11 protein-coding genes are annotated in these 12,053 nt (G+C 60.8%); 7 read left to right on the top strand and 4 right to left on the bottom strand.

The window, feature by feature from the left end; genetic code table 11:
* Window positions 1-140 precede the first annotated feature (140 nt).
* From Q0903_RS17835 to Q0903_RS17805, 7 genes are all read left to right on the top strand, one after another.
* Complete coding sequence (locus Q0903_RS17835; protein WP_299031114.1) at window positions 141-1,187, top strand: rod shape-determining protein; 1,047 nt, start codon at window positions 141-143, stop codon at window positions 1,185-1,187.
* Window positions 1,188-1,229: 42 nt separating this feature from the next.
* Window positions 1,230-2,147, top strand: a complete 918-nt coding sequence (mreC, locus tag Q0903_RS17830; protein ID WP_299031116.1) for a rod shape-determining protein MreC — start codon at window positions 1,230-1,232, stop codon at window positions 2,145-2,147.
* Between the two features lie 6 nt (window positions 2,148-2,153).
* Window positions 2,154-2,786 (top strand): rod shape-determining protein MreD, encoded by a 633-nt coding sequence (locus tag Q0903_RS17825; protein WP_299031118.1) that lies wholly within the window; start codon window positions 2,154-2,156, stop codon window positions 2,784-2,786.
* Window positions 2,787-2,808: 22 nt separating this feature from the next.
* Window positions 2,809-4,731, top strand: a complete 1,923-nt coding sequence (mrdA, locus tag Q0903_RS17820; protein WP_299031120.1) for a penicillin-binding protein 2 — start codon at window positions 2,809-2,811, stop codon at window positions 4,729-4,731.
* On the top strand, window positions 4,728-5,867 hold the full coding sequence (rodA, locus tag Q0903_RS17815; RefSeq protein ID WP_299031122.1) for a rod shape-determining protein RodA: 1,140 nt from the start codon (window positions 4,728-4,730) through the stop codon (window positions 5,865-5,867). Before mrdA ends, rodA begins: the two co-directional genes overlap by 4 nt.
* 69 nt (window positions 5,868-5,936) lie before the next feature.
* Window positions 5,937-6,347, top strand: a complete 411-nt coding sequence (locus Q0903_RS17810) for a VOC family protein (RefSeq protein WP_299417537.1) — start codon at window positions 5,937-5,939, stop codon at window positions 6,345-6,347.
* Entirely contained in the window at window positions 6,344-7,273 is a 930-nt protein-coding gene (locus Q0903_RS17805) for a glyoxylate/hydroxypyruvate reductase A (protein WP_299417535.1), read from the top strand. Before Q0903_RS17810 ends, Q0903_RS17805 begins: the two co-directional genes overlap by 4 nt.
* Here Q0903_RS17805 and Q0903_RS17800 read toward each other — a convergent pair.
* The 4 genes from Q0903_RS17800 to coaBC are packed head-to-tail and all read right to left on the bottom strand — an operon-like array spanning window position 7,262 to window position 12,037.
* Window positions 7,262-9,271 carry a M3 family metallopeptidase gene (locus Q0903_RS17800; RefSeq protein ID WP_299417533.1) on the bottom strand — a complete coding sequence of 670 codons (2,010 nt, stop codon included), beginning with the start codon at window positions 9,269-9,271 and terminating at the stop codon, window positions 7,262-7,264. The genes Q0903_RS17805 and Q0903_RS17800 overlap by 12 nt on opposite strands.
* Window positions 9,272-9,325: 54 nt before the next feature.
* Window positions 9,326-10,330: a molybdopterin-synthase adenylyltransferase MoeB gene (moeB, locus tag Q0903_RS17795; protein WP_299417611.1), complete on the bottom strand. Its 1,005-nt coding sequence runs from the start codon at window positions 10,328-10,330 to the stop codon at window positions 9,326-9,328.
* Between the two features lie 52 nt (window positions 10,331-10,382).
* Complete coding sequence (gene dut, locus Q0903_RS17790; protein ID WP_299417531.1) at window positions 10,383-10,844, bottom strand: dUTP diphosphatase; 462 nt, start codon at window positions 10,842-10,844, stop codon at window positions 10,383-10,385.
* Complete coding sequence (gene coaBC / locus Q0903_RS17785) at window positions 10,841-12,037, bottom strand: bifunctional phosphopantothenoylcysteine decarboxylase/phosphopantothenate--cysteine ligase CoaBC (RefSeq protein ID WP_299031131.1); 1,197 nt, start codon at window positions 12,035-12,037, stop codon at window positions 10,841-10,843. Before coaBC ends, dut begins: the two co-directional genes overlap by 4 nt.
* Window positions 12,038-12,053 lie beyond the last annotated feature (16 nt).

The following is a 12,053-nucleotide window of genomic DNA, read 5'->3' as shown; positions in this document are numbered from 1 at the left end:
AGCGCCCCGAATGCTGCGGCGCAATCATGCCGAATGTGCGTGAACGGCCCTTTAATCCAACGCCACACCCCCCTATAAGGGCGCAGCTTGCACTTGCCAGAGTCGCGGGCATAGACGTATTTTGCAAGGTGCTGCCCCACATGAACATCTTTGGTAACCTCCGCGGCCTGTTCTCGTCAGATATGGCGATCGATCTGGGCACCGCCAACACGCTGGTCTACGTCAAAGGCAAAGGCATCATCCTGAGCGAGCCTTCGGTCGTGGCCTATCACGTCAAGGACGGCGTGAAAAAAGTGCTGGCCGTGGGCGAGGATGCCAAGCTGATGCTGGGCCGCACACCGGGCAGCATCGAAGCGATCCGCCCCATGCGCGAAGGTGTCATTGCCGACTTTGACACCGCCGAAGAGATGATCAAACACTTCATCCGCAAGGTCCACAAACGCTCGACCTTTTCCAAACCCAAGATCATCGTTTGTGTGCCCCACGGTGCGACCCCCGTTGAAAAACGCGCAATCCGCCAGTCGGTGCTGAGTGCGGGCGCACGCCGCGCTGGCCTAATCGCGGAGCCTATCGCAGCGGCCATCGGTGCGGGCATGCCCATCACCGACCCCACAGGCAACATGGTTGTAGACATCGGCGGCGGTACCACGGAAGTCGCTGTGCTGTCGCTCGGCGATATCGTCTACGCGCGTTCGGTCCGTGTCGGTGGTGACCGTATGGACGAGGCGATCATCAGCTACCTGCGCCGCCAGCAAAACCTGCTGGTGGGTGAAACTACGGCGGAGCGCATCAAGACTTCTATCGGCACCGCGCGTATGCCCGACGACGGGCGCGGCACCTCAATGCAAATTCGTGGACGCGATCTGCTGAACGGCGTTCCGAAAGAGATCGAAGTGACCCAAGCGCAAATTGCCGAAGCCCTTGCCGAGCCTGTACAGCAAATCTGTGAGGCCGTGATGACCGCGCTGGAAACAACGCCACCAGATCTTGCCGCCGATATCGTAGACCGTGGCGTGATGCTGACGGGCGGTGGTGCGCTGCTGGGCGATCTTGATCTGGCGCTGCGTGAACAGACGGGTCTTGCGATCTCGGTTGCGGATGAGCCGCTCAATTGTGTGGCCCTCGGAACTGGCAAAGCCCTTGAGTATGAAAAGCAGTTGCGTCACGCTATCGACTACGACAGCTAACCGCGCCACAGGGGCGCTCTGCTAGGAAGGCCTCACGCCGGCATGGCCAGAGACAAGTACAACTCGAACGACTATACAGGCCCGCTGCGGCGGCTGCTTACCGCTGTTCTGGTGCTTATTCTCGCCGCAGTCTTTATCCTCTGGCGCATCGACAGCCCGCGGGTTGAGCGTTTCCGCGCCCAAGTCACAGACAGTCTTGTGCCAAACCTTGATTGGGCGATGGCACCCGTAACAGGGGCGGTCAACCTGCTGCGCGATTTCCAGAGCTACCAGCGCCTGTCCGAACAAAACGCAGAACTGCGCAGCGAACTGCGCCGCATGCAAACATGGAAAGAGGCCGCCCTGCAGCTAGAGCAGGAAAACGCCCGCCTGCTCGACCTCAACAAGGTGCGCCTTGATCCACGCCTTACCTATGTGACGGGTGTCGTGATGGCCGACAGCGGTTCGCCCTTCCGCCAGTCGGTGTTGCTGAATGTCGGCGCACGCGACGGTTTGGTTGAAGGCTGGGCCACCATGGACGGCATCGGCCTTGTGGGTCGCATCTCGGGTGTCGGCGAAAATACGGCCCGCGTGATCCTTCTCACCGATGCCAGCAGCCGTATTCCTTCTGTGATCCAGCCGTCAGGCCAACGCGCCATTGTCGCTGGCGATAACTCTGCCGCGCCGCCGATTGATTTTCTCGAAAACCCCGATCTTGTCCGCCCCGGTGATCGTGTCATCAGCTCGGGCGATGGTGGTGTGTTTCCCGCCGGCCTGCTGATCGGGCAGATCGCCGCCGATCCTGGCGGCCGCTTGCGCGTGCGTCTGGCCGCCGATTTCGAGCGGCTGGAGTTCCTGCGTGTGCTGCGCCATCACGGCACTACCGCGCTGGTTGATCGCCCTTCTGTCATTACCACAGGAGAACCCGCAGCATCGGCCAATCCTGTTGCAGCGGCGGGTCCTGCCGCTGCGTCCGAGTAACCGGCGATGGACGAGCTTTCTCCAGCCCGACTGTGGCTCATGCGTGCACTGTTCACCGCCCTTGCCCTGCTGATCGTATTCTTTCACCTGCTCCCGATTGATACCCAGCCCGTCAGCCTGTTCGCGCCCGAACTCTCCCCCCCGCTGGCCAACATTGATCCCGCCGAGGCGCGTCTGCGCGCCTTGCTGGATCAAGGCACCCAGCGCATTTTGATCGGACCCGACCTGCTGATCGCTTTTGCCTTTGCGTGGTCCCTGCGGCGTCCCGAATATGTGCCGACACTGCTGCTGGCGCTTATATTTCTGCTGGCTGACCTTTTGCTGCAACGCCCTCCCGGTCTGTGGGCGCTGCTGGCCCTGCTGGCCTGTGAAAATCTCAAAGGCCGCAGCCGCACCCTGCGCGACGCTACCTTCGGGGCCGAATGGGTCGCTGTGGCGGTATTGCTGACAGGTATTTTGCTGACCAACAGGATTGTGCTATCTCTTTTGCTGATACCGCCCCCACAACTCAGGCTCAGCCTGCTTGAACTGGGGGTTACGATACTGATCTACCCCGCCGTGGTGCTTGTCACCCGTTCGCTGATGGGCGTGCGCCGCGCAGCACCCGGGGAACTCGACAGCCTTGGTGGGCGGTCATGACCAAGATATTGAGGCAGATAGCATGAGACGTTCGCGCGCCGAAACAGATGCAAGCCACATGAAACTTAGCCGCCGCGCTGCCCTATTGGGCGGTGCGCAGCTATTGTTTATGGGCGGTCTGGCTGCACGTATGCGGTATTTGCAGGTCGATCAGGCCGATCAATTTCGCCTGCTGGCCGAAGAAAACCGCATCAACATCCGCCTGATTCCTCCGAAACGCGGCGAGATTTTCGACCGCAACGGCATACAGCTGGCCCAGAACGTACCCAGCTACCGCATTGTGATGGTCCGTGAAGATGCCGGCAATATGGAGGACGTGCTCAACCGTCTTGCAACTCTCATCAATCTGACACCGGAAGAAACCGAAAACGCCCTGCGTGAACTGAAACGCTCTGCCCCTTTTCTCCCCGTTACCATCGCCGAGGATGTAAGCTGGGACGCCGTGAGCGCTGTATCGGTAAACGCGCCCGCACTCCCCGGTGTCTCGCCCGAGGTCGGCAGCACACGCGTCTATCCACGCGGTTCGGATTTTGCGCATGTGGTCGGTCGCGTAGGCCGCGTCAGCCAAAAAGACCTTGATGCACTGGAAGATCCCGATGCCGTGCTGCGCATCCCGCGCTTCCAGATCGGCAAGATCAACGTCGAGGCCCGCGAGGAGAACGCCCTGCGCGGGGTTGCAGGAACCAAACAGGTCGAGGTCAACGCCACAGGCCGCGTCATGCGCGAGCTGGACCGCCGCGAAGGCCAGTCAGGCGCCGATCTACAACTAACCATCGACGCAAAACTGCAAAACTACGTGCAAGCGCGTCTGCAGGGCGAAAGTGCCGCCGTGGTGATCATTGATTGCGAAAAGGGCGATATCCTCGCTAACTCTTCTGCACCCTCTTATGATCCGAACCTCTTTATCGGCGGTATCTCGTCCAAGGATTACGACCCGCTGCTGACGGATAAATACCGCCCGTTGGTCAACAAAACAGTACAGGGTGCCTATCCTCCCGGCTCCACCTTCAAAATGATGACAGCCATGGCCGCGATCGAGGCAGGCATCATCGGCCCGGACGAGACCGTCTATTGCCCCGGCCACCTAGAGGTCGGCGGGCGGCGCTTTCACTGCTGGAAACGCTCGGGCCATGGCTGGGTCGATCTGGAAACATCGCTCAAACGGTCTTGCGATGTTTATTACTACGATCTGGCGCTCAAAGTCGGGATCGAAAAGATCACCGCGATGTCCAACCGTTTTGGCCTCGGTATCAAACATGATCTCTCGCTCAGCTCTGTCAATTCGGGGCTGACACCGACTAAAGACTGGAAGCTGCGCCAGCGCGGCGAGGAATGGGTGATCGGTGATACCGTAAACGCCTCTATCGGTCAGGGTTTTATGCTGGCCTCGCCCATGCAACTGGCTGTGATGACAGCGCGCCTTGCCACAGGGCGCGAGGTCACACCGCGCCTTGTCAAATCCATCAACGGGATCGAAGAACCGATCAAGGGCAACACCCCGCTGGAGATGAAGGAAAACAACCTGCGCAAAATGCGCAAATCCATGTATTCGGTCGTCAACGACAGGCGCGGCACCGCCTACCGCAGCCGCATCATCGCCGACGGGATGCGCATGGCGGGCAAAACAGGCACCAGTCAGGTACGCTCCGCCGTGGTCAACAACAGCGAAGTCCCGTGGGAGCAGCGCGACCATGCTCTGTTCGTCGCCTATGCCCCCTATGACAATCCGCGCTATGCCTGCGCAGTACTGGTGGAACATGGCGGCGGCGGCTCTACCGCTGCGGCCCCCATCGCACGCGATGTCATGCTACAGGCACTCTATGAAGGCGAACCACCACTAGAGGCCTATCCAACCGCCGACCGTGGCCGCATCAAGACCCAACAGCGCAAGCTGCGCGATGTACAGCCCGAGGCGCGGATCAAAAAGGGCAAGGATCAGGCATGAGCTATCTTGAATATACCGTCAAATCGGTCCCGACCGGTCTGCGCAAGATACTGTTTCTGAACTGGCCCCTGCTGCTGCTGCTCTGCGCTGTCGCTGGCACGGGGTTTCTCATGCTCTATTCCGTCGCAGGCGGTGGGTACAACCCGTGGGCCGCACCGCAGATGGAGCGTTTCGCCCTCGGGCTCGCCCTCATGGTGGCAGTCGGCATGGTGCCCATCTGGATGTGGCGCAACCTTGCGGGGCTGGCCTACGGCATTTCTGTCATGCTCCTCATCGGGGTTGAGTTCTTCGGCTCTGTCGGGATGGGTGCGCAGCGGTGGATTGATCTGGGCTTCGTGCGCCTGCAACCCTCCGAGCTGACCAAGATCACCCTCGTGATGTTCCTTGCAGCCTATTACGACTGGCTGCCAACCAAGAAAACCTCCCATCCGCTCTGGGTGCTACTGCCTGTCCTCATTATCATCGTGCCGACCGCGCTGGTGCTGCGCCAGCCCGACCTTGGCACAGCAATCCTGCTGATGGCCGCAGGGGGCGGCCTGATGTTTTTGGCAGGGGTGCATTGGGCCTATTTCGCCACCGTTATCGCAGCGGCAATCGGGCTTGTCACAGCCGTGTTCCAGTCGCGCGGCACGGGTTGGCAAATGCTAAAAGACTATCAGTTCCGCCGCATTGATACCTTTCTGGACCCCAGCTCCGATCCGCTGGGCGCGGGCTATCACATTACCCAGTCCAAAATTGCGCTGGGGTCCGGCGGCTGGACAGGGCGCGGCTTTATGCAAGGCACCCAGTCACGGCTGAACTTTCTGCCTGAAAAACATACCGACTTCATCTTCACCACTCTGGCCGAAGAGTTCGGCTTTATTGGCGGTATCTCCCTGCTGGCACTCTATGCGCTGATCATCATTTTCTGCGTCGTCTCGGCCATCCTCAACAAAGACCGCTTCGCCTCCCTGCTCACCCTCGGTATTGCGCTGAACTTCTTTTTGTTCTTTGCCGTCAACATGTCGATGGTCATGGGGTTAGCCCCTGTGGTGGGCGTCCCGCTGCCGCTGGTCAGCTACGGAGGCTCGGCGATGCTGGTGCTCATGCTCGCGTTCGGGCTTGTCCAATCAGCCCATGTGCATCGGCCCCGCTAGGGGGGCTTTGCACTGCGCTCGACCCTGCGCTATGCCTGAGGCATATTCCATGATCCAAGGCCGCGCCCCATGTCCATATTCCACTTTGCCTTCAACGTAACCGACCTTGATGCAACCCGCGCATTCTATGGCGGGCTACTGGGCTGCACCGAAGGGCGCAGCACCGACACATGGGTCGATTTCGACTTTTTCGGCCACCAGTTGTCATGCCATCTGGGCACACCCATGGCCGTGGCCGCGACAGGTCTGGTCGGCGATCACAAAGTGCCTATGCCCCACTTCGGCATCGTGCTTCCCTTCGACCAATGGCGCACGCTGGCCGATCACCTGACAGCGCAAGGCGTTGATTTCATCCTCGCCCCCCAGACCCGTTTCAAAGGCGAACCGGGCGAGCAATCGACGATGTTCTTTACCGACCCTTCGGGCAATCCCGTCGAGGTCAAAGGCCTTGCCGACATGGCAGGAGCCTTTGCGACATGATCAACGTCCTTTTTGCCGCCCATCCATCGCGCTGGGACATCTACGAAAAGCCCCTGCGCGATGCCCTGATCCGCGCAGGTATTCCCGCCAATCTGGCGCAGGATATCGCGCCCGCTGATGTTGATTATATCGTCTATGCTCCCAACAGCGACCTACAGAATTTCACCCCCTACTCCCGTGCCAAGGCCGTGCTGAACCTCTGGGCAGGGGTCGAGCAGATCACAGGTAATAAGACGCTGAAAATCCCGCTTGCCCGTATGGTCGACCCGGGTTTGACAACGGGCATGGTGGAATGGGTCACAGGGCATGTGATGCGTTATCACCTCGGTATGGACCGCCATATCGTGAACCCCAATCATGTTTGGAAGCCCCACACGCCCCCCCTCGCGGCCGAGCGCACTGTCGTGATCCTCGGCCTCGGCGCGCTTGGCACAGCTTGCTCACAAATGCTGCTCAAACTCGGCTTTTCCGTCACAGGCTGGTCTCGCAGCCCCAAAGAAGTAGCGGGTGTCACTTGCCTGCATGGTGAGAACGGGCTGCGCCGTGCGCTGGCACAGGCGGAAATCGCCGTCACCCTGCTGCCCGACACCGCCGCCACAACCAATCTTATTAACGCGCAAACGCTGGCCCAGATGCCCCGCGGCGCGTTCCTCATCAACCCTGGCCGTGGCCCGCTGATCGACGATGCCGCCCTTCTCGCGGCACTCGACCGCGGCCAGATTGCCCACGCCACGCTGGATGTCTTCCGGACCGAGCCGCTGCCCAAGGATGATCCCTATTGGGCGCACCCCTCCGTGACCGTCACCCCCCATATCGCCGCAGAGACCCGCGCCAAAACCGCAAGCGAAACGATAGCGGAAAACATCCGCCGCGGTGAGGCGGGCGAGCCGTTCATCAATCTGGTAGACCGCGAATTAGGCTACTAGGCCGCGCCCCTTAAGCAACGCCTCAACTCCGGGCAAACGCCCGCGAAAGGCGATGTACAGCTCTGCTGCATCGCGGCTGCCGCCCGTAGACAGGATGTTCTCCTCCAACGCGCGCGCACGCTCGGGGTCAAACGCGCCGCCTGCCTCCTCAAAGGCTTCAAACGCGTCTGCGTCCATCACCTCGGACCACATATAGCTGTAGTAGCCGCTGGAATATCCGTCACCCGCAAAGACATGGGCGAACTGCGGCGTGGCGTGGCGCATGGTGATCGCCTGCGGCATCCCGATGCTTTCCAAAACCTCGGCCTGTTTTGCCATCACATCCGCTGGCGGCGTGCCCTCGTGAAACGCCAGATCTACCAGCGCCGAGGCGACATATTCCACCGTGGCAAACCCCATATCAAAGGTCGCGGCCCCCAGCACTTTGTCCAGCATCTCGCGCGGCATCGGCTCGCCTGTGGTGGCGTGGGTCGCAAACTCTCCCAATACCTCCGGCACGTCCAGCCAATGTTCGTACAGCTGGCTTGGCAGCTCGACAAAATCGCGCGCCACAGAGGTGCCCGAAATACTCTCATAGGTCACATCCGACAGCATCTGGTGCAGCGCATGGCCAAACTCATGAAACAAGGTGCGTGCATCATCATATGACAGCAGCGCCGGATCACCCTTGGCGAAATTGCACACATTTATCACCACAGGCGATTGCACCTTGGGGAATTTTGCCTGCCCCCGCATGGCCGAACACCACGCGCCCGAGCGTTTGGACCCCCGCGCGAAATAATCACCGATAAACACCGCCACATGCTGGCCGTCCCGCGTCACTTCCCATGCGCGGCAATCGGGATGGTACAGCGGCACGTCCAGCGGTTTGAACTCCAGCCCGAACAGGCGTGTCGCGCAAGAGAATGACGCCTCGATCATACGGTCCAACTGGAAATACGGCTTTAGCGCGGCCTCATCCAGATCATGCTCAACCGCGCGACGCTTTTCCGCGTAATAGCGCCAGTCCCACGGGGCCAGATCACCGTTCACACCATCGGCGTGCATCATTTTTGTCAGCACTTCTGCATCCGCATTGGCTTGCGCCTTTGCAGGCTCCCACACCTGCATCAGCAGGTCGCGCACGGCGGCTGGCTCTTTGGCCATCTCAGTCTCAAGCTTATAATCGGCAAAGCTGTCATAGCCCAACAGCGCGGCGCGCTCTTTGCGCAGCGCCAGCGTTTCGGCAGCAATTGCACGGTTGTCCGTCTCGCCCCCGTTTGCGCCCCGCGCTTCCCACGCCTTGAAGGCAATCTCGCGCAGGTCACGGCGCGGGCTGAATTGCAGGAATGGGGTGATAAGCGAGCGTGACAGCGTCACAACAGGGCCGCCTGCCTCTTTCTCCTCGCCTGCAGCGCGCGCCGCATCCATCACAAAATCGGGCAATCCGTCCAGATCGCCCTCGTCCAGCTTCATGAACCAGCTGCGCTCATCCGCCAGCAGGTTTTGCGTGAACTGCGTTCCCAGCACAGCCAAACGGCTTTTGATCTCTTTCATCCGCACTTCGGCGTCGCCTGTCAGCGCCACACCTGCGCGCACAAACCCGCGATGCTCCAGCATCAGCACGCGCTCTTGCTCGGGCGTCAGGTCCAGCGTATCCCGTGCGTTCCAAACTGCATCATAGCGCGCATAAAGCGCCTTGTTTGATGATATCTCGGCAAAATGCGCCGACAGCATGGGCGAAAAATCGCGCTGCAACGCCTCGCGCGCAGGGTTGCTGTCTGCCCCGGCCACGGTAAAGAACACGCCCAAGACCTGATCCAGCCACTGTCCCGTTTTCGCTGCCGCCTCGATAGTATTGGCAAAGGTCGCAGGCTCGGGATTGTTGGCAATCGCCTCCATCTCGACCTTATGCGCGGCCAAAGCCTCCTCCAGCGCGGGGGCAAAATCATCATCGGTAATCGCGTCAAAGGGCGCGATACCAAAGGGGGTCTTCCAGTCTTGCAGCAGCGGGTTCATAGCGTCTTCTCCTTTGCGCTTCAGACTAGGCGCGCGGTGGCAGGGATACAATTCTCAGGGGCGCGCAGCAGCACAAACAGGGCAATCCGCGCGCGGGGTTACTTTGATGCTACGGCTCTCACCATAAAGACCGTCATAAATCACCATCTGGCCGCGCAGCACAGTGCCTGCGCCGGTGATGATCTTGACCGCTTCCATTGCCATCATCGCCCCCACCACACCGGGTAAGGGGCCAATAACCCCCGCCTCGGCACAACTGGGCGCCAGATGGGGTGCAGGGGCGGCAGGGAAAATACACTGATAGCAAGGCGCGCCATGCGCAGGGTCAAAGACACTCAGCTGCCCTTCCCACTGGCTCAACGCGCCACTCACCAGCGGCACAGCAGCCGCGACACAGGTTGCATTGACCAGATAGCGCGTGTCAAAATTATCTGTGCCGTCCAGCACCAGATCATATTCCGCAATCAATTCGGGCGCGATGCTATCGTCCAGCCGACGGTTATAGGGACGCACCTGAACAAACGGGTTTTGCGCGCTCATCTCCATCTGGGCCGAGAACACCTTGGGCATCCCGATTGAGGCGTCTTTATGAATGATCTGCCGTTGAAGGTTTGTGTTCTCGACCACATCATCGTCGATCACACCAATGGTGCCAACGCCTGTTGCAGCCAGATATTGAAGCACAGGCGCGCCCAGCCCGCCCGCGCCGATCACCAGTACCTTGGCATCCCGCAACGCTTTCTGCCCCGCACCACCCACTTCGCGCAGCGCGATATGGCGCGCATAGCGGTTCAGCTCAACGTCCGAAAATTTGCCTTGGCGTGCTGGCGCTTGGGCCGGTTTTTCATCGTCAACGCCTGTCTGTGCACGCAGCCGACCAATGACACGTGAATAGGCTGCAATCACGGCGCCCACACCCGCCACAATCAGCCAGAGCGCGGCACTGCCCCCCGTCGCCTGCCGCAACGGATGGCCGTCAACCAGAACCAACTGCACACCAATCGCCAACACCAGCAGAAGGCCGATCATGGTCCACCGCGCCGAACGCGGCGTGCGCATCACAGCGCCTAGGCCCCATATGAGGCCTGCAAGAATTACAACAAGCACAAATTCACTCCGTTCCGGTGGAGCCAAAGCCGCCAGCGCCGCGCGCCGTGCTTTCCAATGCGTCCACGCTGTGGAACCTAGCTTGCACAACGGGCGCGACCACCATTTGCGCGATCCGCATCCCGTGCTCGATCACAAAAGGCGCACCGCCAGCATTCATCACAATCACGCCCAGCGGGCCGCGATAGTCCGCATCAATCGTGCCGGGACTGTTGGGCAGCGTTATCCCGTGTTTAAGCGCCAGCCCCGAACGCGGCCTGATCTGCACCTCGAATCCTTCGGGAATGGCGAGCCGCAGACCCGTCGGGATCAACGCACGCGCGCCCACCGCCAAGGTCACGGCCACACGGTCAGCGAAATTCGCCCGCAGATCAGCCCCCGCTGCGCCCGCTGTCTCGTATCGCGGCAGGCCCAGCGTGCTATCGGCCTCCGCCTCCCACATCATCCGAATGTCAACGCCGCTCATGTGGTGATCGCATCCGCGATCCGTGCGGCCAGCTGCTGCGCCACAGCGTCTTTGGACATGCGCGGCCATTCTTCGGCCCCCGCATCACTGATCAGCGTCACCGCGTTCTCGATGCCTCCCATGATCCCCGTTTCGGGTGAAACATCGTTGGCCACGATCCAGTCGCAGCCCTTTCGCAGCCGCTTGGCCGTGGCGTTCTCGATCACATCATTTGTCTCGGCGGCGAATCCCACAACCAGTGCAGGCCGTCCCTCGGCCATTGCACTGACCCCGCGCAGAATGTCTGGATTTTCGGCAAACTCCAGCACGGGCAACCCGTCCTTGGTCTTTTTCAATTTGCGGTCAGAGGCAGAACTGACGCGCCAGTCGGCAACAGCCGCCGCAAACACCGCTGCATCTGCGGGCAAGGCCGCCTCTACCGCTGCCTTCATCTGCTGCGCTGTCTGCACGGCAATAACTTCGACACCGTCAGGGGGCGCGACATCGGCTGGCCCCGTTACAAATACCACATGCGCACCCAATGCCGTCAACGCACGCGCCAGCGCCGTGCCTTGCGCCCCTGACGACCGGTTGGCGATATAGCGTACAGGGTCAATCGGCTCATGTGTAGGGCCAGAGGTGACAAGGATACGGCGGCCTTTCAACGGCCCGTCGGTCAGGGCGGCCTCGACGGCGGCGACAATCTCCAGCGGCTCCGCCATTCGGCCCGGACCATGCTCGCCGCAGGCCATATCGCCATTGTTCGGGCCAACCACCGCGATACCGTCACTGCGCAGCGTTGCCAGATTGCGCTGGGTCGCGGCATGTTCCCACATACGCACATTCATCGCAGGCACGATCATCACGGGCGTATCCGTGGCCAACAGCAGGGTCGAGGCGAGATCATTGGCCAACCCGCCCGCCATCTTGGCCATCAGATCAGCGGTGGCAGGGGCGACAACCACCAAATCGGCCACACGGCTCAGCTGAATATGACCCATCTCTGCCTCGTCATCCAGATCAAACAGATCGCGGTGCACCTTGCGCCCCGCCAGCGCCGAGACAGACAAAGGGGTGACAAATTCCTCACCCGCGCGGGTCAAAACAGGGGTCACTACCGCGCCGCGCTCGCGCAGGCGGCGCATCAGGTCCAGCGATTTAAACGCCGCAATGCCACCACCGATAATCAGCAGGATATGTTTGCCACCTAGCATATTGCGCCCCTTGGTC

Origin of the sequence: uncultured Sulfitobacter sp. (genome assembly GCF_947502895.1) — a bacterium.
Taxonomy (GTDB): Bacteria; Pseudomonadota; Alphaproteobacteria; order Rhodobacterales; family Rhodobacteraceae; genus Sulfitobacter.
This window is presented reverse-complemented; position numbering and strand designations above follow the sequence as displayed.

Excerpts from the sequence above, each read along its gene's own strand:
- Q0903_RS17835 (WP_299031114.1), top strand. The coding sequence starts at position 141 with ATGAACATCTTTGGTAACCTCCGCGGCCTGTTCTCGTCAGATATGGCG.
- mreC (WP_299031116.1), top strand. The coding sequence starts at position 1,230 with ATGGCCAGAGACAAGTACAACTCGAACGACTATACAGGCCCGCTGCGG.
- Q0903_RS17825 (WP_299031118.1), top strand. The coding sequence starts at position 2,154 with ATGGACGAGCTTTCTCCAGCCCGACTGTGGCTCATGCGTGCACTGTTC.
- mrdA (WP_299031120.1), top strand. The coding sequence starts at position 2,809 with ATGAGACGTTCGCGCGCCGAAACAGATGCAAGCCACATGAAACTTAGC.
- rodA (WP_299031122.1), top strand. The coding sequence starts at position 4,728 with ATGAGCTATCTTGAATATACCGTCAAATCGGTCCCGACCGGTCTGCGC.
- Q0903_RS17810 (WP_299417537.1), top strand. The coding sequence starts at position 5,937 with ATGTCCATATTCCACTTTGCCTTCAACGTAACCGACCTTGATGCAACC.
- Q0903_RS17805 (WP_299417535.1), top strand. The coding sequence starts at position 6,344 with ATGATCAACGTCCTTTTTGCCGCCCATCCATCGCGCTGGGACATCTAC.
- Q0903_RS17800 (WP_299417533.1), bottom strand. The coding sequence starts at position 9,271 with ATGAACCCGCTGCTGCAAGACTGGAAGACCCCCTTTGGTATCGCGCCC.
- moeB (WP_299417611.1), bottom strand. The coding sequence starts at position 10,330 with ATGCGCACGCCGCGTTCGGCGCGGTGGACCATGATCGGCCTTCTGCTG.
- dut (WP_299417531.1), bottom strand. The coding sequence starts at position 10,844 with ATGAGCGGCGTTGACATTCGGATGATGTGGGAGGCGGAGGCCGATAGC.
- coaBC (WP_299031131.1), bottom strand. The coding sequence starts at position 12,037 with ATGCTAGGTGGCAAACATATCCTGCTGATTATCGGTGGTGGCATTGCG.